Genomic DNA, 26687 nt, shown 5'->3' on the forward strand with positions numbered 1-26687 from the left:
TTGCCTGTGACACAGCCAGCGCGCCGAGCGCTCATCATGGCAGGAGGAACCGGGGGCCACGTGATGCCTGCTTTATCGTTGGCGCGCGCTCTGATGGCTCAGGGTGTCGAAGTTGAGTGGCTGGGTAGTCCGAAAGGCATTGAAAACCGGCTGGTGCCCGACGCGGGTATCACTCTGCATACCATTGCTATTTCAGGGCTGCGCGGTAATGGTCTGACAGGCTGGCTGAAGGCACCTTTGAACCTGAGCCGCGCGGTACGTCAGTCCCGCCGTGTCATGGCAGCATTCAAACCTCAAGTTGTGGTTGGGTTGGGTGGTTTTGCCAGTGGTCCTGGCGGCCTGGCCGCCAGGACATTGGGCATTCCGCTGGTGATTCATGAGCAGAACGCGGTGGCGGGATTGACGAACAGGGTGTTGTCGCGCCTGGCTAGCCGCACCTATGCGGCTTTTCCGCAGGCCTTTGGCCAACGGGCGGAAGTGATTGGCAATCCGGTCCGCGAGGATATTGCCTCCTTGGGCGATCATCCGCGCGATTCGGCGACCATGACAGACCGCCCTCTACGCCTGTTGGTCGTCGGTGGTTCACTGGGCGCTGTTGCCCTTAACGAGCGACTGCCCGGAGCGATCGCCCGTCTGGCGGCTGCGCAGCGGCCGGCTATATGGCATCAGGCCGGCAAGGCGCGTGATGCTGATACCGCGGCTCTGTATGCCGAGCAGGACGTCGAGGCGCTTGTAGAGCCATTTATTGGTGACATGGCGGCGGCTTATGACTGGGCCGATCTAGTGGTTTGCCGTGCCGGGGCATTGACCGTTGCGGAGCTGGCGGCAGCGGCCAAGCCAGCCTTGCTGGTGCCTTTCCCTTTCGCGGTAGATGATCACCAACGCGTCAATGCCCAGGTGCTTGTCGAGGCAAAGGCGGCACTGTGCATCGTTCAGTCCGAGCTGACCGCCGAGCGCCTTAGCCATGAATTGGCAAATTTATTAACGCCTGACACCCTGGCGGCGATGGCCGCTAATGCACGCCAGGCTGCCTACTTGGAAGCAACCCAGCGCCTGGCCGACGGGTGTCTGGCTGTGATACCGCAAGGAGAGACTGTGTGACCCACTCTGTAACCAAGGCGGCATCAGCAACGACCGCCCCCACTGGTCGCGGCATTCGGCGCATTCATTTTGTTGGCATCGGCGGTGCAGGTATGTGCGGCATCGCGGAGGTGCTAGCCAACCAGGGCTACGCTGTCAGCGGCAGCGATTTGAAACCTTCGCCCGTTACCGAGCGTTTGAGCCAGTGTGGTGTCAGTATATCGATCGGTCACGCTGAGGCACACGTGTCGGGGGCGGATGTCGTGGTGGTATCGAGCGCCATCGATCCGACGAATCCAGAAATTCGCTGGGCCAACGATCACCGCGTACCGGTGGTGCGCCGCGCTGAAATGCTCGCCGAACTGATGCGCTTTCGCCACGGCATCGCGGTGGCCGGTACCCATGGCAAAACCACGACCACCAGTTTGACGGCAACGATACTGGCCGAGGGCGGCCTTGACCCGACGTTTGTGATCGGTGGCAAGCTGACCAGCGCGGGTGCCAATGCAAGGCTGGGTGAGGGTGATTATCTGGTGGCCGAGGCCGATGAATCCGATGCGTCATTCCTGCACCTGCAGCCCATGGTCTCCATCGTTACCAATATCGATGCCGACCACATGGCAACTTACGGTGGTGACTTCTCGCGTCTTAAAAGCACGTTTGTCGAATTTCTTCATAATCTGCCTTTCTACGGGCTGGCGGTGCTTTGCACGGATGATGCCAATGTGCGCGAGCTCTGTGACCAGGTGAAACGTCAGTTCGTCACCTACGGGTTCGACGCGGATGCCGACTACCGAATCACCGATTTTGAGCAGCTAGGGGGCGAGGTATCGTTTACCGCATTGCGTCCAGGTGATGCCGACCCGCTACCCATACGACTGGCCATGCCGGGACGTCACAACGCATTGAACGCGATGGCGGCCATCGTGGTGGCCACCGATGCGGGTGTCAGTGATGAGGCGATCACGCGCGCCCTGGCGAGCTTTGCTGGGGTAGGGCGCCGCTTTCAGGTGCATGGCCATTACCCCAGCCCGACGGGCGGTGACGTCATGCTGGTGGATGATTATGGTCATCATCCTCGAGAAGTGGATATGGTCATTCAGGCGGTTCGGGCGGGGTGGCCTGAGCGGCGTTTGGTGATGCTTTATCAGCCGCATCGTTATAGCCGGACGCGCGATTTATACGAGGATTTTGTCCGGGTGCTCTCCCAGGTGGACACGCTCGTGCTGTTGGACGTTTATAGCGCTGGTGAAGCGGTGATTCCCGGGGCAGAAGGCCGTACGCTGGCGGGTTCGATTCGTCAGCGTGGCGAGGTCGATCCGCTATTTGTCGAGCATAAACACGAATTGCCTAACCTGCTAAGTCACGTGCTGCGCCCCGGCGACATTTTGATTACCCAGGGTGCCGGGGATGTCGGCGGTATCTCGCTGCGCCTGGCGCAAGCCCAGTTGGCGTTAAATGAGGTAGACCTGTGAGCGGACTCAACTCTGAATCCCTATCGCTTGAGCGTGTTGTCGTCATCTATGGCGGTCATTCTGCCGAGCGTGAAGTGTCATTGAAGAGCGGCGCCGCGATTATTGCGGCGCTGGAGCGTCAGGGCGTTAATGTCCAGGGTTACGACCCGCGCGAGGGCGGGTTGGTCGGTCTGGAAAAGCTGGCGCCAACCGCCGTTTTTGTCGCGCTGCACGGCCGTGGCGGGGAAGACGGTACGCTGCAAGGGGCGCTTGAGCTATTGGGCATTCCCTATACGGGCAGTGGTGTCCTGGCGTCGGCATTGGGTATGGATAAGCAACGAACCAAGCAGGTATGGCATGCGCTGGCGTTGCCAACGCCGGAAAGCATCATGCTGCATGCAGACTCTGACTGGGCTGGGGTTGTCGCGCAGCTTGGCTTGCCGCTGATCGTCAAACCCGTCCACGAGGGTTCGACGCTTGGCATCAACATTGTCGACGATCAGGTAGCCCTGGAAGCCGCCTATCATGATGCCGCCCGTTTCGACGCGCGGGTCATGGCAGAGCGATTCATCCAAGGCGATGAATACACGGTGAGTCTGTTAGACGATCAGGTGCTCCCCGCCATTCGCGTTGAAGTGCCGGGTGGCTTTTACGACTATGAAGCCAAATATTTAACCGATACGACGCAATATCATCTGCCGTGCGGTCTGTCGCAAAAGGACGAGTCTGCGCTGGCAGCGCTCTGCCAACAGGCATTTGCCGCCGTGGGTGGGCAGGGTTGGGGGCGCGTTGACGTGATGCGTGACAGTGAAGGGCGCTTTTGGTTACTCGAAGTCAATACCGTGCCCGGGATGACCGACCACAGCCTTGTGCCCCAATCGGCTGCCCATGCCGGTATGGATTTTGATCAGTTGGTGATGCGTATCCTGCAAACGGCCGGCCAAAAGAGCGCCTCATGAAAAAACGCCAGGCCTGGTTGGGTGCTTTGATGTTGGGTCTGCTGTTGGTGGCAGGTGGACAGGCGCTATGGCTGTGGCTTGATCGCCCCATTGAGCGTGTCTCTATTCGGGGCGACTGGGACTACGTCGATGCTGATTATCTACGGACCCAGTTGGCACCTGTCGTTGAGGACACTCAGTGGTTATCTGCTGATCTGGGGGCGTTAAGGCAACAGGCATTGCGCATAGGTTGGTTGAATGAAGTGCGCATAACACGTGAATGGCCCAATGCGCTGGTATTTGAGCTGATTGAACAAACCCCTGTGGCCCGCTGGAATGACGACTTTCTGCTTAACGCAGAAGGCGAAGCTTTTGCATTCGCCCCGATGGAAGCGCCCAAGGGCTTGCCCGATATGGCAGGCCCCGCTGGTAGCAGTAAAGAAGTGTTGGATTATTACCACCAATTAACCCCGCATTTCGCAGGGCTGAATCTACGGTTAACGCAGTTACGATTAGAGCCGCGTGGCGCTTGGCGGTTACAGTTAAATGATAGCACCTGGGTTATGTTGGGGCGTCGTCAACATCAAGTGCGGCTGGCGCGTTTAAGCGCTTCCTGGCAGCGGGAATTGAGTCGTTTAAGCGAACGCATCCGTTATATCGATTTACGCTACCCCAATGGGGTGGCGGTGGCTTGGCACGGAGAAAGTGAATTTGATGTGCAAGAAGAGTAACGCGTCGATGAAACATCGTTTAACGGTGTAAAGTAAGCAGTCGCTGTCGATGAAAACCGCGCGAATGGGGTTTTATTTCGCTTTGATGGCGACTATTGTGATAATTGACTAGTCGTAATGCGCTGATTGTTTCTATACTATGAGCCAATCGTGAATTATAAATGTTAATATTGCCGATTAAGTTAGCTCACTGCTCAGCATCGCAAAGACACAAGTTGGCACTCTTATTAACTAGTGCCCAAGTAGAATTGAACGTTAATTGTTTTTTTATTTAAGGCGACAAGGAGATTTCCCGACTCATGGCAGGCTCACCCAACGCATCCAACATGGTGGTCGGGCTGGACATTGGAACGTCCAAGGTCGTCGCGATCGTCGGTCAGCCGACCGACGACGGTGGAATTGAAATTGCAGGTATTGGCTCGCATCCTTCGCGGGGCATGAAGCGCGGCGTGGTTATTAATATTGAGTCGACCGTGCAATCAATCCAGCGCGCCGTTGAAGAAGCCGAACTGATGGCAGGCTGCGACATTCATTCTGTCTATGTCGGCGTGGCTGGCAGCCATATCAAATCGATGAATTCCGATGGTGTGGTGGCCATCAAAGAGCGTGAAGTGACGCCCTCGGATATCGAACGAGTGATTGACTCGGCGCGCGCGCGCGCTGTTTCAGAAGGGCAGCGCGTTCTGCATGTGCTGCCCCAAGAGTTTTCAATCGACGCTCAAGGCGGTATTCGCGAGCCCCTGGGTATGTCGGGGGTTCGCCTTGAGGCGCAGGTTCATTTGGTAACCGCCGCCCTCAATGCGGTACAGAACATTGAAAAGTGTGTACGCCGCTGTGGTCTGGATGTAGATGCCATTATCCTCGAGCAACTGGCGTCCAGCATGGCAGTGCTGACCGAGGACGAGCGCGAGCTGGGTGTCTGCATGGTCGATATCGGTGGAGGAACAACCGATATGGCGATTTTCACCGAAGGTGCCATTCGCCATACGGCGGTGATTCCTATTGCCGGCGATCAGGTCACCAACGACATTGCGATGGCGTTGCGGACCCCGACGCAGCACGCTGAAGAGATCAAGGTAAAGTACGCTTGCGCGCTGACTCAGTTAGCGGCAAGCGACGAAATGATCAAGGTACCTAGCGTAGGTGACAGGCCGGCTCGGGACCTTTCCCGGCAAGCCCTGGCCGAAGTAGTGGAGCCACGCTATGAGGAACTGTTTACGCTGGTCAGAGACGAGCTGCGTCGCAGCGGCTATGAGGACATGGTCGCTGCCGGTATTGTGCTGACGGGCGGTACGTCACGTATGGAAGGCGTGGGCGAGCTGGCTGAAGAGATTTTTCATATGCCCGTTCGCATTGCGTGTCCACAAAATGTCAAAGGGTTGTCAGACGTAGTACGCAACCCTATCTATGCAACGGGTGTGGGTTTACTGCATTATGCACTGCAGGAATCCCGCCATGGGCATGGTCGAGAAAGTCAACGGGGAGTCATCCCTGTGCACAAGGGGCGTACTGACGTCTCCCGGCGTGACGTCAAGGATGGCAGTGCAGCGCTGGCAAGAATCAAAGGCTGGTTCAAAGGAAATTTCTGACAGGGCCGCAAGCGCGGTTCAGGAGACGGGGCTTATGTTCGAATTGGTAGATAGCGCACCCTCGAGCAGTGCGGTCATCAAAGTGGTTGGCGTTGGCGGCGGTGGTGGCAACGCAGTTAACCACATGGTCGAAAGCAACATCGAAGGCGTCGAGTTCATCTGCGCCAACACCGATGCTCAGGCATTAAAGCGGGTATCCGCTAAGACGGTTCTGCAGCTTGGGGGTGAAATCACCAAAGGCCTGGGTGCGGGAGCTAATCCGGATGTCGGCCGTCAGGCGGCGATGGAAGATCGTGAGCGTATCGCTGAGCTTCTCAATGGCGCTGACATGGTCTTTATCACCGCTGGTATGGGCGGTGGTACAGGTACCGGTGGTGCGCCTGTCGTCGCGCAGGTGGCTAAGGAATTGGGTATCCTGACGGTGGCGGTGGTGACGCGCCCCTTCCCCTTTGAAGGGCCCAAGCGGATGCGCGCGGCAGAAGAGGGCATGAAAGAGCTCTCGGAGCATGTGGATTCGTTGATCACCATTCCCAACGAAAAGCTGCTCTCTGTTCTAGGCAAAAATGCCACCTTGTTGACCGCCTTTAGCGCAGCCAACGATGTGCTGCTGGGGGCTGTCCAGGGCATTGCCGAGCTGATTACGAGCCCGGGCATTATCAACGTCGACTTTGCCGACGTGCGCACGGTGATGTCCGAGATGGGCATGGCGATGATGGGCACCGGCGGTGCGACAGGTGAAAACCGCGCCCGCGAAGCCGCTGAAAAGGCTATCCGCAGCCCGCTGCTGGAAGATATCGATCTGCACGGCGCCCGCGGCATTCTGGTCAATATCACGGCAGGTCCTGATCTATCGATTGGCGAATTCAACGACGTGGGCGCCACGGTTCAGGAATTTGCCTCCCAGGAAGCGACGATCGTCGTGGGAACTTCCATTGATATGGAAATGTCAGACGAGCTGCGTGTAACGGTGGTGGCGGCAGGCCTGGATGGTGGTCAGCCTAAAGCGGCTACCCGCGAGCCGGCTCGCCGGACGGCGGAAACCTCTGCAGATTACCGCAAGCTGCAACAGCCGACGGTAATGCGCCAGCAGGCAAGCAGCCGTGCCGAAGCTGCCGAAAGCACACCTGCACGCCCTGAAAAGCGTCGCGCTGCGGATGCTGACGACTACCTGGACATCCCCGCGTTTCTTCGCCGCCAAGCGGATTGATACAAGCTATCAGGTTCATGCTACCGCCAAACGAGAGTTTTATTGGTCAAAACTCTCGTTTGCTGTTAAAGTGAACACTGTTTGATAACTTTCATCCCTTGCGGTTATCCCCGTTATTAGAGTTCGACCACTGCCCATGATCAGACAACGCACCTTACAAAATATCATTCGTGCCACCGGAGTGGGTTTACACTCGGGTAAAAAAGTTCATCTGGCTTTGCGTCCGGCGCCCGCTAATACGGGGATTGTGTTTGTCAGAACGGACCTGGAGCCAATGGCCCAGGTGCCTGCCCGCGCAGAGTTGGTTGAAGATACCAAGCTGTGTACTGCACTCAGCTATCAGGGTGTCAAAGTCGCGACTGTCGAGCATTTGATGTCGGCGTTTGCTGGATTGGGCATCGATAATGCGTATGTCGATGTTAGCGCCCCAGAAGTGCCTATCATGGACGGCAGTGCAAGCCCGTTTGTCTTCCTGATTCAATCGGCGGGTATTCTGGAGCAGGAAGCAGCCAAGAAATTTATTCGTATCAAGCGTCCGATCAGCGTGATAGAAGACGATAAAGAAGCGACCTTCCTGCCGCATCAGGGGTTCAAGGTTTCTTTTGCCATCGACTTTGATCACCCGGTGTTCGACCAGCAAAAGCAAACGGCACTGATCGACTTTTCGACGACCTCCTTCGTTAAAGAAGTCTCCCGTGCGCGTACCTTCGGGTTTATGCGCGATCTCGAATTCTTGCGCTCGAACAACCTGGCATTAGGTGGAAGCCTGGATAATGCCATCGTTGTCGATGACTATCGAATCGTCAATGAGGGCGGGTTGCGCTACGAAGACGAGTTCGTCAAGCACAAGGTGCTGGATGCCATTGGTGATCTGTACCAGCTAGGTCATAGCCTGATTGGCGAGTTCCGCGGCGTAAAGTCGGGTCACGCATTGAACAATCAATTATGTCGCGAGTTACTGGCTCAGCCCGATGCCTATGAAATTGTCACCTTTGAAGAAGAACAGGCCGTGGCGCCGATTTCCTACTCGGCACCTGCCATGGCGTAGTCAGTCTTGTTCGCCTGATTGACTGCTCGAAAAACGCACCGCCATGGCGGTGCGTTTTGTTTTGTGGGTCAGTCTTCATGGCTGGGTTCGTTGCTGGCTTCATCCGGTGCGTGGGAGGCCAGTCGTTCCAAGGCCCGCTTGAGGGCAGGGTGGTCGGTGTCTTCGGCACATTGGCTGAGCGTATTGCCGGCTGAACGCGACAGAGAGCGGGTATTGCGTAAAGGTGGCTGGATGGTCCTTACAGGACGCACCTTGAAGGTAAATCCGGTGACGCCCTCGAATCCCGGCAACTGATGAATAAGGCTTAGCAAGCGGTCCTGTTCGTAGCGCAGCCAAGTTAGCCATTGGGCCTGGCCGCTAATCAATGTCAAGCGTCCGTCTCGGAATCCGCCAACATAAATATGCTCACGCATTGCCTCGGGCAAGTGGGCCTGCAAATGCCGTTGTGCCTGATCAATAAGTGCTGAGAGGCGCATAAGCTTGCCGATATCGCCCGACTTGCCCATCAGACGGCTGATGGGCTGGGCCTGAGATCGCTTAACCTTTATACTCATACGCTTGATTCCTAAGGTATCGCTTATTGCCCTATGCATGGGGACTTTACCTTTACATAGGTGCCTTATGTAGATGCTTTCTGGCAAAGGTGATGTCGGGCACACGTCAGGTTGCCCGATCCTTAAAGCCTAACACGCTCAGGAGTTTGTCCACAGCATGTCGCAAGCGTTGAACATTGCCTCGGTATTGCCTCGGCGTCAGCGTCGCCATAGTCTGGCGCGCTGGTGGCTGGCAGGCCTGTTGGTCGGCTGTTTATTGCCGACTAACCTGACCTATGCAGAAGCGCTGCGGGGTGGTGAGCGCAGCGTCGTGGCGTGTATTTGGGTGCCTGCCGTCTTGCGCGCACGGACACGCTTGATGGCAACCCGGCGTCGCGCTATGCGGCGCTTCTGGGTCGTGTTGAAGCCCTTAACATCACCTAGACCTTTCGCATTCAAGCGGTTTGTTAGTGTGCTAGTGGCCGCACATGATGTGTTCAGCCGTCGTGGCCCCCCTCAGAATTCCCCGTTTTACCGCTGAAAAATCAGTCAACCTTCTTCATTTATGGAACGGGGTGGCCCTGTCAAGGGCGCTCGCGGTTAGTTGGAAACTACATGATCAATAATTTATTACGTAAGGTCGTCGGTTCAAAAAATGACCGTGATGTGAAACGCATGCTCAAAAGCGTGCAGCACGTTAATGCGTTGGAAAGTGAGTTCGAGGCATTAAGCGATGCCGAACTGCAGGGCACAACGGCGACACTGCGTCAGCGACTGGCGGACGGTGAGTCGCTGGACAGCTTAATGCCGCAAGCCTTCGCGATGGTCCGTGAAGCCAGCAAACGCGTCATGGGGATGCGTCACTTTGATGTGCAGATGGTCGGCGGGATCACCCTGCATCGCGGCCGTATCGCCGAAATGAAAACCGGCGAGGGTAAGACCCTGGTGGCGACCCTCGCCGTTTACTTGAATGCGCTACCGGCGAAAGGCGTTCACGTCGTGACAGTGAATGATTACCTGGCCCGCCGTGACGCTGAATGGATGCGCCCGCTTTATGAGTTTTTAGGGCTCACTGTCGGGGTTATTTTCAGTGGTCAGACCAGTGCTGAAAAGCGTCATGCGTATCACTGTGATATTACCTACGGCACTAACAACGAATTTGGCTTTGACTATCTGCGCGATAACATGGCCTTTTCGCTTGAAGATAAAGTCCAGCGTGACTTGCACTACGCGATTGTCGATGAGGTGGATTCGATCCTGATCGATGAAGCCCGTACGCCGCTGATTATTTCAGGCGCTGTCGACGAGAATACCGACCTTTACAAAGTGGTTGATCGCCTGTCGCAGCAGTTGGAAAAAGGCGAAAAGTCCGAGGACGACGAAACGCCGGTCACGGGGGATTTCGTCCTCGAGGAAAAGCAAAAACAGGTCGAGCTGACCGAGCAGGGCCACAACAAGGTCGAAGCGCTCATGCGTGAGGAGGGGCTGCTGGGGGAAGATGACTCCCTCTACGCGGCTCAAAACCTCAACCTGCTCCAGCACATGCACTCGGCGTTGCGGGCTCGTCATCTTTACCATCTCGACGTGGACTATATGGTCGCCGACGATCAGGTGGTGATCGTTGACGAACACACCGGCCGTTCCATGCCGGGGCGGCGTTGGTCCGAGGGTCTGCACCAGGCTGTCGAAGCGAAAGAAGGCGTCACGGTTCAGCGCGAGAGCCAGACCCTGGCCTCGACCACCTTTCAGAACTACTTCCGCCTCTACGACAAGCTCGCCGGTATGACCGGGACGGCCGATACCGAGGCCTTTGAATTCCGCCAGATTTATGGGCTTGATGTGGTGGTGATTCCCACCAATCGGCCGTTGACGCGTAAAGACCTCAATGACCTGGTCTACCTGAGCGCGGAAGAGAAGTACGAAGCCATCATTCAGGATGTCAAGGTGCAGACCGAGGCGGGTCGCCCTGTGCTTGTGGGTACGGCCTCCATCGAAACCTCCGAATACATTGCGCACCTGATGCGCGAGGCCAAACTCGCGTTCAGCGTTCTCAATGCCAAGCAACACCAAAGTGAAGCCGAGATCATTGCCCAGGCGGGGCGTCCTGGGGCGGTAACGATCGCCACCAACATGGCGGGCCGGGGTACCGATATCGTGCTGGGGGGTAACTGGGAAGCTGAAGTGGCCAAACTGCAGCAGCCCAGCCAGGCGCAGATTGATGCCCTAAAAGCAGAATGGCTGGAGCGTCACGACGCCGTTCTGGAAGCCGGCGGTTTGCATGTGATCGGCTCCGAACGCCACGAGTCGCGGCGAATTGATAATCAGCTGCGCGGCCGTGCCGGGCGCCAGGGTGACCCAGGGTCCACTCGTTTCTTCCTGTCCCTCGAAGACAGTTTGATGCGACTGTTCGGCTCTGACCGCGTCAAGCGTCTGATGCAGGCGATGGGCCTGGAGCGTGGCGAAGCCATCGAGCACAAGATGGTCTCCAATGCCGTTGAGCGAGCGCAGAAAAAAGTCGAGGGGCGCAACTTCGACATTCGTAAACAGCTCCTTGAATACGATGATGTGGCCAACGACCAGCGCCGGGTCATTTATCAGCAGCGTAACGATATCCTGGCGGCGGATAACGTGGCAGACGCTGTTGCGGGTATCCATGAAGAAGTCATGGAAGACGCCATCAGCGACTTTGTTCCGCCGCAAAGCCTGGCGGAGCAATGGGACCTGCCGGGCCTGGAAGCGCACCTGAAAACCGAGTTCAACCTGGATGCGCCGGTGGTCGAATGGGCAGAAGCGGATCAACGCTTCAACGAAGAGAAGCTGCGTGAACGCCTGCACACCATGCACCGCGAAGCCTACGGTGCGAAAATCGACGCCGCCGGTGAAGCGCTTATTCGCCGGTTTGAAAAGCAGGTGATGCTGCAGGTTCTCGATACCCGTTGGAAAGAGCACCTGCAATCCATGGACCACCTGCGTCGCGGTATTCACCTGCGTGGCTATGCGCAGAAAAATCCCAAGCAGGAATACAAGCGTGAAGCGTTTGAGCTTTTTCAGCAATTGCTGACTAACATCAAGGCAGACGTGACGCGGATTCTCAGCCATGTACAGGTGCGCCAGCCGGAAGAAGTGGAAGCCCTCGAGCAGAAGCGTCGTGAAGCGCTGGAACGTGAAAAAGCCACTGCCGCCAGTCGCCATGATGACCCGGACTCTGCCGCGGCCGAGGATACCGACGCGCCTAAAGAGGCGCCTGGCGCCGACGGCCGTCCCGTTCGTCGCGAGGGCCCCAAGGTGGGGCGCAATGACCCCTGTCCGTGCGGATCAGGCAAAAAGTATAAGCAGTGTTGCGGTAAACTCGACTAAGTGCAAAAGCCACGTTTAAGGAGAACTACATGGCGGTAGGATCGATGCCTTTCCCTTCTATGCCGACCCTTGACGGGGTGCGTTTGGGTTCGGCCATGGCCGGGATAAAAAAGCCAGACCGCCGTGATGTCGTGGTTATTGAGTTGCCCGAGACCTCGACGGTGGCGGGGGTGTTTACCCGTAATGCCTTCTGCGCCGCTCCGGTGAAAGTGGCAAAGGAGCACCTTCAGCGTAGCGCTGAAAACGGTCAAGTCCCTCGTTTCTGGTTGATCAATACGGGCAATGCCAATGCAGGCACCGGCGACACAGGCCTTAAGGACGCTCAGAACAGCTGCGCGTCAGTTGCTGAGCAGGTGGGTGCCAATCCTTATGCCGTGCTGCCGTTTTCCACGGGCGTGATCGGCGAGCCAATGCCCATGGCACGCTTTCTGGACGGCATTCCTGTGGCGCTTGGCGATTTGGCAAGCGATGGTCAAGCTTGGCAAAACGCGGCTGAAGGTATTTTGACCACCGATACACGTCCCAAGGGGGCGAGCGTGACCTTGGCGATCGGAAACCGGGAGGTTGTCATCAACGGGATCGCCAAGGGCTCGGGCATGATCAAGCCTAACATGGCCACCATGTTGGGCTTTGTAGTGACGGATGCGGGAATCGATCAGGCATTGTTGGATCGCCTGCTGCGCGAAACGGTCGATCGCTCGTTCAACTGTATTACCGTTGACAGCGATACCTCGACCAATGACGCCTGCATGCTGGCGGCAACCGGCACGGGGGTGCGTATTGAAAGCGATGCGCATATCGAGATATTCCGCAACGGCTTGCAGCGGGTAATGACGGAATTGGCGCAGTCCATTATTCGCGATGGTGAAGGTGCGACCAAGTTTGTCACCTTGCAGGTCGAGCAGGCGCGTAGCCGCCAGGAAGCGCTTGATGTGGCCTTTACCGTTGCCCACTCTCCGTTGGTCAAGACGGCACTCTATGCGTCCGATGCCAACTGGGGACGTATTCTTGCCGCCGTTGGTCGTGCGCCAGTCGATGCGTTTGACGTTGAAAAGGTCATCATCGAGCTTGGCGATGTGCGCCTGGTGGAAAACGGCGGTCGAGCGGCGGGGTATACGGAAGAAGCCGGTAGCCAGGTGATGGCCAACGATGAGATTACCATCCGCATTTGTCTGGGGCGGGGTGACGATAGTGCCACAGTGTGGACGTCGGATCTCTCCCATGACTATGTATCGATCAACGCTGATTATCGTAGCTAAGCGACAAACTATCGTCGCTCCCTCGACGTCAATAGATCTTAACGTAGCGATATAACACCACTATCGCTCAGCGGGTGTGCACACAGTGGATAGAGATGCAATGAATATCATGGTTAAACGACGGGTTCATGTGGCAGCCGCTGCCATTATCAGTGCTGACAAGCAGCAGGTGTTAATTGCCAGGCGGCCTTCGAATGTTGATCACGGCGGGTTATGGGAGTTTCCCGGCGGCAAGCTGGCCCCCTACGAAACCGGGTTGGAAGGCTTGAAGCGGGAGTTACACGAAGAGCTGGGTGTCGAAATTGTCAATGCGCAACCATTAATCCGAGTGCATCATGAGTATTCGGATAAGCATATACTGCTCGATGTCTGGCAGGTGCATGCCTTTGCCGGTGAACCTTTCGGTCGCGAAGGCCAGGCCGTTCGCTGGGTCCCCATGGAGGAACTGGTGAATTACCCGTTCCCGGCGGCAAATTTGCCTATCTTGCGGGCTGTCATGTTGCCGACTGAATACCTGATTACCGGTGAAGAAGCCGATGAAGCCCGTTTTGAGGCGTCACTCACCCGGGCGTTGAGCGAAGATGGTATTCGCCTGGTGCAGCTACGTGCCAAGCAGTTAACGCCGGAGGCCTATGTGGCAAGGGCTGAGCGTGCACTCGCCCTTTGCCATGAGGTCGGTGCTCGCTTGCTGCTCAATGGCGATCCGTCGCTGCTTGATCAGGTGGATGCCGACGGTATTCACCTGACCAGCGAGCGTCTAATGCAGCTTGAACGTCGGCCAATTGCGGAAAATAAATGGCTATCGGCGTCGACCCATGACCCCAAGCAGTTGGAACAGGCTGCCTCGCTAGGCTGTGACTTTGTCTCGCTATCGCCGTTGCGCACCACGCCGTCGCACCCCGACGTAGCCCCCATCGGCTGGCATGATTTTCAGCAGTGGGTGGAGCACGCCGGCATGCCGGTCTTTGCGTTGGGCGGCATGACGCGTTTTGATGCCAATCACGCCCGGGCCGTTGGCGCCCAGGGGATTGCCTCCATCCGCGATTTCTGGAAGTAAGGAAGTAAGCAGGGCATGAAAAACGCCTGTCTGGTTAATCCCAGGCAGGCGTTTTGCTTAACAACAGAAGAGCATCAGGCGCCTAGTCCCTGAAGCGTCGGGTCAGCTCGCCATACGCATCGATACGGCGGTCACGCAGGTAAGGCCAGATACGCCGCGTGTTCTCGCTGCGTGCCATATCGACCTCCACGACCAGCTGTTCTGTCGTCTCTCCCGCGCTCGCCAGCAGTTCACCCTGCGGGCCACAGACAAAACTGCCTCCCCAAAACTGGATGCCCGCACCCACGTTAGACGGGTCGGCCTCAAAGCCAACGCGGTTGGCGACGACCACGGGTAATCCATTGGCGACACCGTGAGCGCGCTGGATGAGCGTCCAGGCGTTCTGCTGACGGGCCTTCTCGGCATCGTCGTCGTTGGGATCCCAGCCGATGGCGGTGGGGTAGAGAAGCAACTCGGCGCCGGCAAGAGCCATCAGTCGCGCGGCTTCGGGGTACCACTGGTCCCAGCAGACGAGCACGCCCAGGCGGCCGAGCGACGTATCGATGGGAGTGAACCCCTCATTGCGCGCGGCGTCGTGATCGCCTGGGGTGAAATAGAATTTCTCGTAAAACCCGGGGTCGTCGGGGATATGCATCTTGCGATAGTGCCCCACGCGGCCCTTGGCGCGGTCATATACCACCGCGGTATTGTGATAAAGACCGGGCGCCCGGCGCTCGAACAGGGAGCCGACGAGTACGATGTCCAGTTCCTGGGCCAATTCAGCGAGCCGTTGGCCCGTGGGTCCGTCCAGCGGCTCGGCCAGGTCGAACACCGCAGGGTCTTCGTACTGGCAGAAATAGTGCGTGGCATGCAATTCCTGGAGCAATACCAGCTGAGCCCCTTGCTGCACAGCGTTGCGAATGCCTGCTTCACTGGCATCCAGGCTTTGGGTTTTATCGGGCCAGGCTTGCTGTTGGACGATGCCAACGGTGACGGGGCTTTTCATGATGATTCCTCAGCGGTCTGATGAGCAGTGGCGAGCGTGCCTCTGGGGAGCTGCATGGTTAAACAATGCAGGCTGCCGTGTTGGCGAATGACGTGACTGCACTCAATGGGAATAAGCGTATGTTCGGGAAAGGCGACCGCCAGAGCGTTCAGCGCGATAACGTCGGCGGGGTCCCCGTAGGTGGGTACCAGTACAGCGCCATTGATGATCAAAAAATTGGCGTAAGTGGCTGGCAAGCGGCGACCATCGTCGGGTGCATAGCAGGCCTGAGGCCAGGGCAGCGGAATTAGCCGATAGGGCTCGCCATTACGCTGCCGAAACGCCTGCAGCTCCTGCTCCATCGCTTGCAGGGCTGGGTAGTGAGGATCCGTCGGGTCGTCACAGCGCACATAGGCGATTGTCGTCGGGTTGCAAAAACGCGCCAGGGTATCAATGTGGCTATCCGTGTCGTCGCCTTCCAGATGGCCATGGGCCAACCACAGCACGCGATCTATCCCTAAGTCTTTCTCAAGCTGTTGTTCCAGTTGATGCCGCGTCATCTGCGGGTTGCGATTGGGATTAAGCAGGCAGGCCTCGGTGGTGAGCAAGGTGCCGTCGCCGTCCGTCTCAATCGCGCCTCCTTCCAGCACTAGCTCGCGGCGGCTTACACAGCAGTTCCAAACGCCTTCCTCGGCAAGCCGGTGGGTCAACTGGTTATCGCGGTCAGCAGGAAATTTACCGCCCCAGCCGGTAAAGGTGTAATCCAGCAGTTGCAACGCCCCCGTTTCATCGGCGACGGTAATCGGCCCGTGATCGCGTGCCCAGGTGTCGTTGCTGGACGCGACGCACAACAGCAACTGACCTTCGGGTACCCCGTAGGCGTCGAATGTCGCTGCCAGGCGTGTGCGCGTGGCATTGTCAGGCACGCTGATGAGCACTCTTTGATAGCGGCTCACGGCGACGACAATACGCTCAAGTGTGCCTTCAATGCCACCCAGGAGCGCCTGCCAGTCGCCCTCCGGGCGTGGCCAGGTGAGTTGAATGCCATCTTGAGGATGCCACTCGGGTAATAAACGGTAGGTCGAAGTGATCAACGTAAAGCCGCTCGCAGCGAAGTTAAAAGAGAGCGCGCCTGGCGCCAGTCGAATCGGCGCAATGTAGGGGCTGGCGCGAAAAGTTGCAAGTATAGAGAATCATGAGGGAACGCTGGCGGCTGATGTGCCTCTAAAGCCCGCTTATACATATGCAGCGATGCTAAAAAAACCGTACCATGAGCGCTGACTTATAAGGAATGACGCCATGCTTGATCGTTTGCCTTTTTTGGTGGGGCTGCGCTACGTGCGCGCTAAACGCCGAAACCATTTTATTTCGTTTATATCGCTGACCTCCATGCTGGGACTGATGCTGGGCGTGGCGGTACTGATTCTCGTTCTGTCGGTAATGAACGGGTTTGACCATGAGCTGCGTACCCGAATTCTGGGCATGGTGCCGCATGCCAAAATCGAAGCCCGTGATGGCATGGTGGAGTGGCAGTCGCTGGCCGAAAAGATTATGCAGCGTGACCGCGTTGAGGGGGTCGCCCCCTATGTCGAACAGCAGGGCATGTTCTCGGTTGGCGGCAACAATGAAGGCGCCATGGTCAACGGTATCCACCCCGACTGGGAAGATAAGGTATCGATTATTGGCGACCACATGCAACGAGGTGAGTTAAGTGACCTGGTGCCGGGCGAATGGAACGTGGTGCTGGGGTCGATGTTGGCCCGACGCCTGGGCGTCGGTGTGGGTGATCGAGTGACATTGCTGGTTCCTGAGGCCTCGATTACCCCGGCGGGCGTATTTCCGCGTCTCAAACGCTTCACCGTGAGCGGTATCTTTAGCGTTGGCGCTGAGCTTGACGCTAACTTAGCTTACGCTAATATCGAGGACATGCAGACGCTTGGTCGTCTTGGTGATGCGATCGGGGGGCTGCGTCTTGAGCTGGACGACCTGTTTGTCGCCGGTAGCGAAACACAGGCTATCCTCAATGAACTGGGCCCCGGCTATCGAGGGAGCGACTGGACCTATTCACAGGGCAATCTTTTCCAGGCAATCCAGATGGAAAAACGCATGATTGCGCTGTTGTTGACGGTCATCATTGCGGTCGCCGCCTTTAATATTGTGTCGTCCCTGGTCATGGTCGTCACCGACAAGCGGGCTGACATCGCCATACTGCGAACCATTGGTGCCACGCCGCGTTCGATCATGGGCATTTTTATCGTGCAGGGGTTGGCTATCGGCTTGATCGGGATTGCCGTGGGCGTCGCTGTCGGTGTGTTGCTCGCCTTGACGATTTCCGATCTGATCGGCTGGGTCGAGGGTTTCTTGAATATTAAATTCCTCGACGCAGGGGTCTACTTCATCAGTGATTTGCCGTCGCGTTTACACTTTGAAGATGTTCGAAACATTGTGCTGGCTGCCTTTGGGTTGACGTTCTTATCAACGTTATACCCGGCTTGGCGAGCCGCTAGTGTCCAGCCTGCGGATGTGCTGCGCTATGAATAAGGATGCCAACATGTCTGAGACGACATCGAATCAAGCCCCTGTAATGCTTAAATGCGAAGGGTTGACTCGCACTTACAGTGAAGGGCCGCAGGATTTAACCGTCCTCGATACCCTTGACCTTCAAGTGCATGCGGGCGAGCGCGTTGCCATTGTGGGTAGCTCAGGGTCGGGCAAGACGACACTGCTAAATTTGTTAGGTGGATTGGACCGGCCCACTAAAGGCGATGTCGTGATCGCGGATCAACCCCTGGCGGGTCTGAATGAGACGGCGCTGGGGCGCTTTCGCAACCGTTATATCGGCTTTGTCTATCAGTTCCACCACTTGCTGGCAGAGTTCACGGCGGTAGAAAACGCCGCGCTGCCGTTGATCATTCGCGGGCAAGCGAAAAAAACGGCCGAGCAGCGCGCCATGCAGATTTTGTCACGGGTGGGTATGCAGGACAGGGCCGATCATAAGCCGGGTGAATTATCCGGCGGGGAGCGCCAGCGGGTGGCCATTGCCCGCGCGCTGGTCACGGATCCCAGCTTGGTATTAATGGATGAGCCTACGGGGAATCTGGACCAGACCACCGCCGCCACGATTCTGGCGCTAATGGATGAGCTGGCGCGCGAAAGCGCCTGCGCCTTCGTGATTGTCACCCACGACATTGGCCTGGCGGGGCACCAGGATCGGATGATGAAACTGGATGGTGGAAAACTCGTACAGCAGCCTTAATCGTCGAATTCTGCTTCGACACGGGCCCGCCGCTGCCGCCTTTTTTGGCGGCGGCGCTTCCAGTGATGGGAAACGTGCCAGCGCCAGATCAAGCGGACGGCAATATTGGCCATTACCGCCAGGACCAGGGCTGACACCTGGGAGCCCAGCAGCAGGGCAGGCATGATGTTATGCATTTGTTCGGCCAGCCATTGTGTCGAAAGGCGGGAAGGCGCCTCACGTGCAGGCGTATCCAGAAAAAAGGTACCAATCCAATAGTTACCGTAAAAAAATAGCGGCATTGTCAGTGGGTTGGTAATCCACACCAGGCCCACCGCAAGAGCAAGGTTGCAGCGGCTGAAGCGAGCACCTATGGCCGCTACCACCATTTGGCAAGGAATCGGCAGCATGGCGCAGAAAAGCCCCACGCTGAACGCATTGGCGACGCTGCGTCGCGTCAGTTGCCACAAACGCGGGTCGGCAATCAGTGGCGCCATGAAACGCAGCGACCGCTGACGCTTTAGCGTATCGGGCCTGGGCATATAGCGTTGAAAGAAACGGCGAGGCATGTCGGACACTCTTGCCTGTGAATGCCGCCCATTATCCATAAGGGACAGGGTTTCGGCTACGCCAAGGCGGTGATAAGGCGGTGCCAGGGAGGGCAATATGCGCATTGGGCTTGCGATGCCGGTTGCAGTGGCCGTGATGGCGGGAGCTGTTCTTGGCAGTTGGCTAGGACCCGCCTGTAATACGCTGTGGCTGACCTCTGCGCTGGGCATTTTGCTGCTTGTCCTGGCGACAGTGCGTTTGCGCTATTGCCTCTGGCTGGCAATCGTCTGTTGGGGGGTGGTGGCCATCCAGTCCCAGTGGGCACGGCAATTACCCGTCGGCCTCTCCGGCGAGGATGTTCGGGTTGAAGGGCGTATTACTCAGACCCAGCAGATAAGCGGTGGCCTACGCCTGTTATTGCAGGTGGAGCGCTGTGAGGCACCGGATCTTCGGCCAGACTGCGAGCGCCTGCAAAGGGTTCGGGTCAGCGCATACGCCCTGGAGTCGCCGTTGCCTCAACCAGGCGAGCGCTGGATGATGACGCTGCGTTTGCGCCCGCCCAGCGGCTTTATGAACCCCGGTGCTTTCGACTATGCCCACTGGCTATGGCGCGAAGGTATCGATGCGACCGGCTATGTCCGACAGGAACCATCTGCTCAGCGGTTAACCGCTGCCTCGTTCTCACTACGTCAGCAAGCGCATGCCATGCTGGAAGAACAGCCGCTTTCGCCGCGCACCCGGCGTTGGCTGGCGGCGCTGACATTGGGGCTGGGAGACCAGCTCACCCAGAGTGACTGGAAGCTGCTCAACGCCAGTGGCACGACCCACCTGGTCGTGATCTCCGGTTTGCATGTGGGGTTGGTGGCGTCTTTTGTTTTGCTGTTGGCGCGCCAGGCAGCACGCTGGATAACGCCGGGTAACTGGCGCCTGCGAGCGTGGCCCTGGTGGCTATCGGCTGCAGCGGCCCTTGGTTATGCGCTGCTGGCGGGTATGGAGCCGCCGGCCATGCGCGCCATGATCATGAGCGTTGTGGGTCTCTGGGTGTTGAGTGGTCGCCACGCGCCGGGCCCCTGGCAAGGCTGGTGGCTGGCATTGGCCGCCGTATTGGTGATCGATCCCGTTGCCCTTTGGCGACCCGGGTTATGGCTATCGTTTGTGGCTGTTGCCTGGCTCATCATCATTTGGCAAGGCAGGCCACGCCCCCAAGGCCTGCGTGGATGGTTTTGGGCCGTGCTGCGGTCCCAATGTCTGCTGGCACCGTTGATGGCGGCGGCGGTGCTTGTCGCGTTTGGCCGGGTAGCACCGACGGCTCCCCTGATTAATCTTGTCGCCGTCCCCTTTATGAGCCTTTTCATGGTGCCGCTGGCGTTGTTGGGTTGGTTGTTGACGCCAGTGCCTTACGCGTCGACAGCGGCCTGGTGGTTGTTCGAGCAGGGGTTGGGTGGCTTTTACAGTGCCTTGGAGGTGGCAGTGGTGCACTGGCCGCTATGGGAGCCGCCGCGCTACCTGCAACTGCCATGGGCATTGGGGCTTCTTGTGATGGCGTTATGCTGGGGGTTGCCCGGCACGGCCAGGTGGCTCAAGCGAGGGGCGCTTACCATTGTCATGTTGGTGCCTTTTTGGCCAGCGTCTCCTCGCCTCTCAGGCGATGACCTGCTTATCACCGTTTACGATGTGGGGCAGGGTCAACTTATAGAGCTGCGTAGCACCCATCAGCGGATGCTTGTGGACACGGGGCCGCGTTATCGCTCGGGATTTATGCCCCTTGAAACCCTATGGCCGCCGGGGCAGCACTTCGATCTGGTGCTTGTCAGCCATAGCGATAGTGACCACGCAGGGGGCGTGCAGGCGCTCCGCGACCAGCACCAGGTGGAGGAATGGCGTGCGCCTGCCCTGGAACCCCTTGCGGTGCAACGTCTTGACTGTCAACGGGGTGACGAGTGGCAGCGTGATGGCGCGCATTACCGCGTATTGTGGCCCAACGCGGACCAGGGCGAATCCTCGTCCAATGACCGGTCGTGCGTGCTGTCGGTTCAGGTGGGCCAACAGCAGGTGTTAATCACCGGCGATGTCGGCCGTCAGGTCGAGCGGCGGTTGATCGGAGATATTAATTCACCCGTTACGGTATTGGTCGCTGGACACCACGGCAGCGCCTCGAGTTCGGGGCTGCAGTTCGTGCGGGCGGCCGATGCCCGGCATGTTATTTTTAGTGCCGGGCGCGATAACCCCTTTGGTCACCCCAATGACGACGTTGTGCGGCGTTTTCGCGAGCAGGGGAGCTGCTTATGGAATACCGCGCAAGATGGTGCCATCCAGTTACGCCTCTCACCCGGTGCCTCGCTTGAAATAAATCCCCTGCGGGAGTCGACGCCTCGACAGCGGTGTTGATGCGCAGCGCCATCAGGTAGAATTCCCCCACTGCACGCTATTGCTTAGGAGCTCGTGTGACTGAATCAGGCTGGGTCCTCTATAAACGTTTATTAAGCTATGTAAAGCCGCACTGGCGTGCCTTTAGCCTGGCGCTGGTGGGTTTTGTGATTTATGCCGCGTCAAGCACGGCGCTGGCGGAAATGATGAAACGCCTGATTGACGGCATCCAAGACCCCGACGCCTCGTTCCGGCTCTTCCTTCCGTTATTTGTCATCATCATGTTTTCCGCGCGGGGCATCGGAACCTTTCTGAGTACCTACTTCATGTCGTATGTCGGGCGCTATGTGATTCATACGCTGCGTTGCGATGTCTTTGCCCACATGCTCCACCTGCCGGGCATGTTTTTTGATCATCACTCCAGCGGTCATCTGGTGTCCCGGGTTACCTACCATGTGGAGCAAGTTGCGGGAGCCGCGACCAAAGCGTTTACCATCCTGCTACGTGAAGGCTTGTTCGTAATTGGCCTGCTGGGCTATTTGCTATGGACCAACTGGATGCTGACGCTGCTGTTTTTGGGCGTCACGCCGATTATTGCAGGCGTGGTGAGCTACGCCAGCAAGCGCTTTCGCAGGCTTTCCAAGCGTATTCAGCACTCCATGGGCGACGTGACCCATGTGGCCTCCGAAGCGCTTTCGGGTCACCGGGTGGTTCGCACCCATGGCGCGGAAATGTATGAAAAGCAGCGTTTCGAGCGCGTCAGCGAAGAGAATCGCCGACAAAGCATGAAGGAAGCGATGACGCGCGCCATCAGCTCACCGGTGATTTTGATTCTGGTGGCGATCTCGATGGCCATTCTTGTCTGGCTGGCTATGGCACCCTCACTGATGGCCAGTATGACGCCGGGTGAATTTGTCGCCTTTATTACCGCGGCCGCCCTGATGATCAAGCCGGTTCGTCAGCTGTCGGAAATCAACAGCGAAATCCAGAAAGGGATAGCCGCCGCCGCCGAACTGTTCGGCCTGCTGGATGAGGCCCCCGAAAGCGATAGCGGTACGTATCGGGTCGAACGATTGGCGGGTCGCGTCAAGCTCGAAAACGTCAGTTTCCGCTATGCCGATGATCAGCCCTATGTTCTTCAAGATATCAATCTTGATGTGGCAGCCGGCGAGATGGTGGCGATTGTGGGGCGGTCCGGCAGCGGCAAGTCGACCCTAGTGAGCTTGCTGCCGCGCTTTTACCATGCCAGTGAGGGGGACATCACCATCGATGATGTGCCACTGGACGATTATGCGTTACGCCCCCTGCGTCAGCAAATGGCACTGGTCTCCCAGCAGGTTACGCTGTTCAATGCCTCGATTACCGAGAACATCGCTTACGGCTTGGATAATCCGGACCCTGCGGCGGTCAAGTCGGCGGCTGAAGCCGCCTATGCAGATGAGTTTATCGACCAGCTTCCCCAGGGCTATGACACGGTGGTAGGGGAAAACGGCGTGATGCTGTCAGGCGGTCAGCGCCAGCGGTTGGCCATTGCGCGGGCGATATTCAAGGATGCCCCGTTACTGATTCTGGATGAGGCCACCTCCGCTCTGGATACCGAATCAGAGCGTTACATCCAAAAGGCGCTCGAAGATGTCTGCCAGGGTCGCACGACCCTGGTGATTGCCCACCGATTGTCTACCATTGAGCGCGCCGATCGGATTATCGTCATGGATCAGGGACGCATTATTGAGCAGGGCAGTCATCAAACCCTGCTGGCGGCAGGCGGTGCCTACGCGGCGCTGCACCAGCTGCAATTTCAGGAGCCCCAGTGAAGCTTGCCGACCGCTGGCTTGTGGGTGCCTACCAAGGTAGCTGCTGGCTATGGCCTTTGCGGCCCTTGGGTAAGCTATATCAATGGCTGATGCAGCGACGGGCGCGTCAGTTTCAGACTGGCAGGCGACGCGCATGGCGGGCGCCGGTGCCGGTCATCATTGTGGGTAATATCACCCTGGGCGGTACGGGTAAATCCCCGCTGGTGGCATGGTTGGGTAACCGGTTGGCAGCGCAAGGCTGGTCGCCGGGTATCGTGTCACGCGGCTATGGGGGGAGTGCCGAACGCTACCCACTGCGGGTAACGCCGACCACGCCGGTAAGCGAGAGCGGCGATGAGCCGCTGATGCTGGCCCAGCAGACGGGGCTTCCGGTCATGGTCGACCCACAGCGTGCCCGAGCGGTGGAGGCACTTGTCCAGGCGGGTTGCGATCTGATTATCAGCGATGATGGCTTGCAGCATCTCCACCTGGCGCGCGATATTGAATTGGTGGTGATTGATGGCGCACGTGGACTGGGAAATGGTCATTGCCTGCCGGCAGGCCCGCTGCGCGAACCGCCAGACCGGTTGAAGAGTGTCGATGCCGTCATCGTGAATGGCGTCAACACTTGTGAGTTGCCGGTAGCGGCCGTCAAGATGCACCTGGGGCCATGCAGCTGGCGCCGACTTGACGATGGTCAGCGGTTTCCGCTGGCACCGCTGCCGTTTGAAGCCCCGGTGAACGGGCTGGCTGCCATTGGTAATCCCCAGCGTTTTTTTGCGGCATTGACATCACTGGGGGTAACAGGCGAGTGGCATCCGCTGGCGGATCATCAGCCGTTGACCGAGACATTGCTGAACCAGTGGAGAGGGCGTCCGCTGGTGATGACCGCCAAGGATGCCGTGAAATGTCAGGCGTTCGCCCCGCCGGATAGTTGGGTTCTCGATGTGGAAGCCGTGCTTCCACCTGATTTTGAGCATTGGCTGACAGGCAAGCTGTCAGCGCTTACATGAGACAGGAGAAACGCTCATGGATAAGGAACTGCTGGCAATGTTGGTCTGCCCGCTGTGTCAAGGCAAGTTGCATTTCGACCGCGAGGCCCAGGAGCTGCATTGTGTTTACGATGGCCTGGCCTATCAGATTGAAGACGGCATTCCGGTGATGTTGCCGGAGGCGGCGCGTGCGCTGGATGTCGATGAAAAACTTCCTCCGTCACCAGGCCGCAAAGGAGAGGGGTGAATGGCATTGTCGTTTACCGTGGTGATTCCCGCCCGTTATGGTTCGAGCCGATTACCGGGCAAGCCACTGCTGGATATTGCGGGAGAGCCGATGATTGCCCATGTCTGGCGACGCGCCTGCCAGAGCCGCGCCAGCCGTGTCGTGGTGGCCACCGACGATGCACGTATTCGGACGGCCATGGAGCCTTACGGCGCCGAGGTCGTCATGACACGCGAGGACCATGCTTCCGGAACCGACCGGCTGGCCGAGGTTGCCGACCAGTTGGCGTTGGATGAGTCGGCGCTGGTGGTCAATGTCCAGGGGGACGAACCCTTGATTCCCCCGGCGCTGATCAATCAGGTGGCCGAGCGTTTGGCGGACGATGATCAGGCCTCCATCGCGACACTGGCGGAACCGATTGCGGATATCGATGCACTGTTCAACCCCAATGTCGTCAAGGTGGTGCGTTCATTTCAGGGGCGGGCGCTGTACTTTTCCCGGGCACCGATTCCCTGGGATCGTGAACATTTTTCGCAGCCGCCTACGGGGCTCAATACCGATGCGTGGCTACGCCATATCGGCCTCTATGCCTATCGAGTCAGCTTCCTGCATGCCTATTGCGACTGGCCTGCATCAAGCCTCGAGCAGCTTGAGCAGCTCGAGCAGCTGCGCGCACTGCAGTATGGCCATACGGTTCAGGTTGCGTTGGCCTGTGATTTGAACCCGGCCGGGGTCGATACCGCTGAAGATCTAGCCCGTGTGCGCGCGTTATTGGCGCCAACACAGCAGAAGGAGTGAATCGTGAAGGTGCTGTTCGTTTGCTTAGGTAATATCTGCCGCTCGCCAACGGCTGAAGGCGTGTTTCGCCGCGCGCTGGCGCGCGCCGGATATCAGGATCGCGTGGTCGTCGACTCCTGTGGCGTGGGGCGTTGGCATGTAGGCAATGCGCCCGACCCGCGTGCGCAGGCAGCGGCAGAACAGCGAGGTATCGATATCAGCGGTTTGAGGGCTCGCCAATTGCAAGCTCAGGATTTCGCTGACTTCGACTATGTGCTGGGGATGGATCGCGACAATCTTCGCGCGATGCTCGCCATGAAACCTGCGCACGCCAATGCCCATGTGGGGCTGTTTCTGGACTTTGCCGACCTGGCGGAAAGCGAGGTACCGGACCCTTACTACGGTGGCGATGAAGGCTTCGAGCGGGTGTTCAACCTGCTTGAGACTGCTGCCGAAGGTCTGGTTGAGCATATCCAGCGTGAACACTGAAATGAGCACAGTGTCAGTCCAGCGAGAAGTCGATCTGAGTGATGCCAATACGCTGCGTCTCCCGTGTGTGGCCGAACGGTACGCGGCGCCTCGCACGCTGGCTCAATTGCAGCAGGTGCTTGCCCAATCCAGACAAGAAGGGTGGTCGGTAACCGTGCTGGGCGGCGGTAGTAATGTGCTGTTGCCAGCCCGGCTCAGCGGCATCGTGCTTCGACCATTGCTTGAACAGTGGTGGCTTCAAGCGCGGGGCGATCAACTGTTTGTTCATGTGGGCGCGGGCGTGAACTGGCACCGACTGGTCATGTCTCTGGCAGCATCCGGGGTATGGGGCACCGAAAACCTCGCCCTGATACCTGGTGATTGTGGCGCAGCCCCGGTGCAAAATATCGGTGCCTACGGGGTAGAGCTGGCGGATAGGCTCGACGCGGTGCAGGTGGTTGATCGGACGACCGGGGAGGTGCGCTGGTTGAGCCGCGATGCCTGCCAGTTCGGCTATCGCGATAGTATCTTCAAAGGCGCACTGGCGGAAACGGTCATTATTACCCGGCTGGTGCTGCGACTGTCCCGTGAGCCCCTGGTCACGCTGGGCTATGGGGACTTGGCAACAAGGGTGCCGGCGTCACCTACGCCGCTGGCAGTGGCCAACGCAGTATGCGACATCCGCCGTGAAAAGCTACCGGACCCTGAAGAACTGGCCAATGCGGGCAGCTTTTTCAAAAACCCGTTTGTGACCGATCAACTGGCCGCGACGCTACGCCAGCGCTACCCTGAGATGCCCTGTTTTCCTCAAGGTAACGGGCAAACGAAGCTGGCAGCAGGTTGGTTAATTGACCAGTGCGGCTTAAAAGGATTTCGTCAGGGGGCGTTTGCGGTTCACGAGCGTCAAGCGCTGGTACTGGTCCATTTCGGCGGCGGGAACCGCCAGGGCCTGCTGGCGTTGGCCAATACGGTCGCTGAGCGGGTTGCTGAACGCTTTGCTGTCAGGCTAACCCCGGAGCCGCGTCTGATCACGGGATGATCCGTTTCGGTTGCACACAAAAAA

The 26687-nt window shown here is 58.1% G+C and carries 24 protein-coding genes; 20 read left to right on the forward strand and 4 right to left on the reverse strand.

The features are described from left to right. Nucleotides 1–6 precede the first annotated feature (6 nt). The 7 genes from murG to lpxC all read left to right on the forward strand — a co-directional run bounded on the left by murG (nucleotide 7) and on the right by lpxC (nucleotide 8047). Nucleotides 7–1101 (forward strand): undecaprenyldiphospho-muramoylpentapeptide beta-N-acetylglucosaminyltransferase, encoded by a 1095-nt coding sequence (gene murG, locus B7L15_RS05590; RefSeq protein WP_254902855.1) that lies wholly within the window; start codon nucleotides 7–9, stop codon nucleotides 1099–1101. Further along, nucleotides 1098–2555: a UDP-N-acetylmuramate--L-alanine ligase gene (gene murC, locus B7L15_RS05595; protein ID WP_085918016.1), complete on the forward strand. Its 1458-nt coding sequence runs from the start codon at nucleotides 1098–1100 to the stop codon at nucleotides 2553–2555. The genes murG and murC overlap by 4 nt, the downstream gene beginning before the upstream one ends. Then, entirely contained in the window at nucleotides 2552–3493 is a 942-nt protein-coding gene (locus B7L15_RS05600) for a D-alanine--D-alanine ligase (protein WP_085918017.1), read from the forward strand. Before murC ends, B7L15_RS05600 begins: the two co-directional genes overlap by 4 nt. Further along, complete coding sequence (locus B7L15_RS05605) at nucleotides 3490–4203, forward strand: cell division protein FtsQ/DivIB (protein WP_085918018.1); 714 nt, start codon at nucleotides 3490–3492, stop codon at nucleotides 4201–4203. Before B7L15_RS05600 ends, B7L15_RS05605 begins: the two co-directional genes overlap by 4 nt. Nucleotides 4204–4502: 299 nt before the next feature. Beyond that, on the forward strand, nucleotides 4503–5792 hold the full coding sequence (gene ftsA, locus B7L15_RS05610) for a cell division protein FtsA (protein WP_066321059.1): 1290 nt from the start codon (nucleotides 4503–4505) through the stop codon (nucleotides 5790–5792). Between the two features lie 34 nt (nucleotides 5793–5826). Next, nucleotides 5827–6999, forward strand: coding sequence for a cell division protein FtsZ (gene ftsZ / locus B7L15_RS05615; RefSeq protein WP_085918019.1), 1173 nt, complete (start codon nucleotides 5827–5829; stop codon nucleotides 6997–6999). Between the two features lie 136 nt (nucleotides 7000–7135). Continuing rightward, a complete protein-coding gene (gene lpxC, locus B7L15_RS05620; RefSeq protein ID WP_085918020.1) occupies nucleotides 7136–8047 on the forward strand; it encodes a UDP-3-O-acyl-N-acetylglucosamine deacetylase in 912 nt (303 codons plus the stop codon). A 68-nt stretch (nucleotides 8048–8115) separates the two neighbouring features. Here the strand turns inward: lpxC and B7L15_RS05625 are convergent, their stop codons facing one another. After that, entirely contained in the window at nucleotides 8116–8601 is a 486-nt protein-coding gene (locus tag B7L15_RS05625) for a DUF721 domain-containing protein (RefSeq protein ID WP_085918021.1), read from the reverse strand. Between the two features lie 157 nt (nucleotides 8602–8758). On the opposite strand from B7L15_RS05625, the gene B7L15_RS05630 reads away from it, so the two are divergent. From B7L15_RS05630 to B7L15_RS05645, 4 genes are all read left to right on the forward strand, one after another. After that, nucleotides 8759–9121 (forward strand): hypothetical protein, encoded by a 363-nt coding sequence (locus B7L15_RS05630; protein ID WP_085918022.1) that lies wholly within the window; start codon nucleotides 8759–8761, stop codon nucleotides 9119–9121. 74 nt (nucleotides 9122–9195) lie between these two features. Continuing rightward, the gene (secA, locus tag B7L15_RS05635) at nucleotides 9196–11937 is read left to right on the forward strand and encodes a preprotein translocase subunit SecA (protein WP_085918023.1); all 2742 of its coding nucleotides are present in this window, start codon (nucleotides 9196–9198) and stop codon (nucleotides 11935–11937) included. Between the two features lie 29 nt (nucleotides 11938–11966). Next, entirely contained in the window at nucleotides 11967–13196 is a 1230-nt protein-coding gene (gene argJ, locus B7L15_RS05640) for a bifunctional glutamate N-acetyltransferase/amino-acid acetyltransferase ArgJ (protein WP_085918024.1), read from the forward strand. Nucleotides 13197–13296: 100 nt separating this feature from the next. After that, the gene (locus B7L15_RS05645; RefSeq protein WP_233337222.1) at nucleotides 13297–14253 is read left to right on the forward strand and encodes a Nudix family hydrolase; all 957 of its coding nucleotides are present in this window, start codon (nucleotides 13297–13299) and stop codon (nucleotides 14251–14253) included. An 82-nt stretch (nucleotides 14254–14335) separates the two neighbouring features. Here the strand turns inward: B7L15_RS05645 and B7L15_RS05650 are convergent, their stop codons facing one another. Continuing rightward, on the reverse strand, nucleotides 14336–15238 hold the full coding sequence (locus B7L15_RS05650; RefSeq protein WP_085918025.1) for a carbon-nitrogen hydrolase: 903 nt from the start codon (nucleotides 15236–15238) through the stop codon (nucleotides 14336–14338). Next, the gene (locus B7L15_RS05655; protein ID WP_254902856.1) at nucleotides 15235–16311 is read right to left on the reverse strand and encodes an agmatine deiminase family protein; all 1077 of its coding nucleotides are present in this window, start codon (nucleotides 16309–16311) and stop codon (nucleotides 15235–15237) included. Before B7L15_RS05655 ends, B7L15_RS05650 begins: the two co-directional genes overlap by 4 nt. Before the next feature lie 205 nt (nucleotides 16312–16516). Here B7L15_RS05655 and B7L15_RS05660 point away from each other — a divergent pair, with 205 nt between their 5' ends. Both B7L15_RS05660 and B7L15_RS05665 read left to right on the forward strand, forming a co-directional pair. Next, a complete protein-coding gene (locus B7L15_RS05660) occupies nucleotides 16517–17758 on the forward strand; it encodes a lipoprotein-releasing ABC transporter permease subunit (protein ID WP_085918026.1) in 1242 nt (413 codons plus the stop codon). 10 nt (nucleotides 17759–17768) lie between these two features. After that, nucleotides 17769–18473 carry an ABC transporter ATP-binding protein gene (locus tag B7L15_RS05665; RefSeq protein ID WP_085918027.1) on the forward strand — a complete coding sequence of 235 codons (705 nt, stop codon included), beginning with the start codon at nucleotides 17769–17771 and terminating at the stop codon, nucleotides 18471–18473. On the opposite strand, the gene B7L15_RS05670 is transcribed toward B7L15_RS05665, so the two are convergent. Next, nucleotides 18470–19021, reverse strand: coding sequence for a DUF2062 domain-containing protein (locus tag B7L15_RS05670; RefSeq protein ID WP_085918028.1), 552 nt, complete (start codon nucleotides 19019–19021; stop codon nucleotides 18470–18472). The genes B7L15_RS05665 and B7L15_RS05670 overlap by 4 nt on opposite strands. 97 nt (nucleotides 19022–19118) lie before the next feature. Here B7L15_RS05670 and B7L15_RS05675 point away from each other — a divergent pair, with 97 nt between their 5' ends. The 7 genes from B7L15_RS05675 to murB are packed head-to-tail and all read left to right on the forward strand — an operon-like array spanning nucleotide 19119 to nucleotide 26663. Next, a complete protein-coding gene (locus B7L15_RS05675; protein ID WP_085918029.1) occupies nucleotides 19119–21389 on the forward strand; it encodes a DNA internalization-related competence protein ComEC/Rec2 in 2271 nt (756 codons plus the stop codon). A 56-nt stretch (nucleotides 21390–21445) separates the two neighbouring features. Then, a complete protein-coding gene (gene msbA, locus B7L15_RS05680) occupies nucleotides 21446–23182 on the forward strand; it encodes a lipid A export permease/ATP-binding protein MsbA (protein ID WP_085918030.1) in 1737 nt (578 codons plus the stop codon). After that, a complete protein-coding gene (gene lpxK / locus B7L15_RS05685) occupies nucleotides 23179–24174 on the forward strand; it encodes a tetraacyldisaccharide 4'-kinase (RefSeq protein WP_085918031.1) in 996 nt (331 codons plus the stop codon). Before msbA ends, lpxK begins: the two co-directional genes overlap by 4 nt. 16 nt (nucleotides 24175–24190) lie before the next feature. Beyond that, nucleotides 24191–24400 (forward strand): Trm112 family protein, encoded by a 210-nt coding sequence (locus B7L15_RS05690; protein WP_085918032.1) that lies wholly within the window; start codon nucleotides 24191–24193, stop codon nucleotides 24398–24400. Next, on the forward strand, nucleotides 24401–25177 hold the full coding sequence (gene kdsB, locus B7L15_RS05695; protein WP_085918033.1) for a 3-deoxy-manno-octulosonate cytidylyltransferase: 777 nt from the start codon (nucleotides 24401–24403) through the stop codon (nucleotides 25175–25177). A 3-nt stretch (nucleotides 25178–25180) separates the two neighbouring features. Beyond that, nucleotides 25181–25645, forward strand: a complete 465-nt coding sequence (locus tag B7L15_RS05700) for a low molecular weight protein-tyrosine-phosphatase (RefSeq protein WP_085918034.1) — start codon at nucleotides 25181–25183, stop codon at nucleotides 25643–25645. Between the two features lies 1 nt (nucleotide 25646). Beyond that, a complete protein-coding gene (murB, locus tag B7L15_RS05705) occupies nucleotides 25647–26663 on the forward strand; it encodes a UDP-N-acetylmuramate dehydrogenase (RefSeq protein ID WP_085918035.1) in 1017 nt (338 codons plus the stop codon). Nucleotides 26664–26687: the final 24 nt, after the last annotated feature.

Origin of the sequence: Halomonas sp. CSM-2 (genome assembly GCF_002119345.1) — a bacterium.
GTDB lineage: Bacteria > Pseudomonadota > Gammaproteobacteria > Pseudomonadales > Halomonadaceae > Vreelandella > Vreelandella janggokensis.

What these genes read in the sequence shown, in the direction of transcription:
- B7L15_RS05605 (WP_085918018.1), top strand. Translation starts at nt 3,490, where the DNA reads ATGAAAAAACGCCAGGCCTGGTTGGGTGCTTTGATGTTGGGTCTGCTG.
- ftsA (WP_066321059.1), top strand. Translation starts at nt 4,503, where the DNA reads ATGGCAGGCTCACCCAACGCATCCAACATGGTGGTCGGGCTGGACATT.
- ftsZ (WP_085918019.1), top strand. Translation starts at nt 5,827, where the DNA reads ATGTTCGAATTGGTAGATAGCGCACCCTCGAGCAGTGCGGTCATCAAA.
- lpxC (WP_085918020.1), top strand. Translation starts at nt 7,136, where the DNA reads ATGATCAGACAACGCACCTTACAAAATATCATTCGTGCCACCGGAGTG.
- B7L15_RS05625 (WP_085918021.1), bottom strand. Translation starts at nt 8,601, where the DNA reads ATGAGTATAAAGGTTAAGCGATCTCAGGCCCAGCCCATCAGCCGTCTG.
- B7L15_RS05630 (WP_085918022.1), top strand. Translation starts at nt 8,759, where the DNA reads ATGTCGCAAGCGTTGAACATTGCCTCGGTATTGCCTCGGCGTCAGCGT.
- secA (WP_085918023.1), top strand. Translation starts at nt 9,196, where the DNA reads ATGATCAATAATTTATTACGTAAGGTCGTCGGTTCAAAAAATGACCGT.
- argJ (WP_085918024.1), top strand. Translation starts at nt 11,967, where the DNA reads ATGGCGGTAGGATCGATGCCTTTCCCTTCTATGCCGACCCTTGACGGG.
- B7L15_RS05645 (WP_233337222.1), top strand. Translation starts at nt 13,297, where the DNA reads ATGAATATCATGGTTAAACGACGGGTTCATGTGGCAGCCGCTGCCATT.
- B7L15_RS05650 (WP_085918025.1), bottom strand. Translation starts at nt 15,238, where the DNA reads ATGAAAAGCCCCGTCACCGTTGGCATCGTCCAACAGCAAGCCTGGCCC.
- B7L15_RS05660 (WP_085918026.1), top strand. Translation starts at nt 16,517, where the DNA reads ATGCTTGATCGTTTGCCTTTTTTGGTGGGGCTGCGCTACGTGCGCGCT.
- B7L15_RS05665 (WP_085918027.1), top strand. Translation starts at nt 17,769, where the DNA reads ATGTCTGAGACGACATCGAATCAAGCCCCTGTAATGCTTAAATGCGAA.
- B7L15_RS05670 (WP_085918028.1), bottom strand. Translation starts at nt 19,021, where the DNA reads ATGCCTCGCCGTTTCTTTCAACGCTATATGCCCAGGCCCGATACGCTA.
- B7L15_RS05675 (WP_085918029.1), top strand. Translation starts at nt 19,119, where the DNA reads ATGCGCATTGGGCTTGCGATGCCGGTTGCAGTGGCCGTGATGGCGGGA.
- B7L15_RS05690 (WP_085918032.1), top strand. Translation starts at nt 24,191, where the DNA reads ATGGATAAGGAACTGCTGGCAATGTTGGTCTGCCCGCTGTGTCAAGGC.
- kdsB (WP_085918033.1), top strand. Translation starts at nt 24,401, where the DNA reads ATGGCATTGTCGTTTACCGTGGTGATTCCCGCCCGTTATGGTTCGAGC.
- murB (WP_085918035.1), top strand. Translation starts at nt 25,647, where the DNA reads ATGAGCACAGTGTCAGTCCAGCGAGAAGTCGATCTGAGTGATGCCAAT.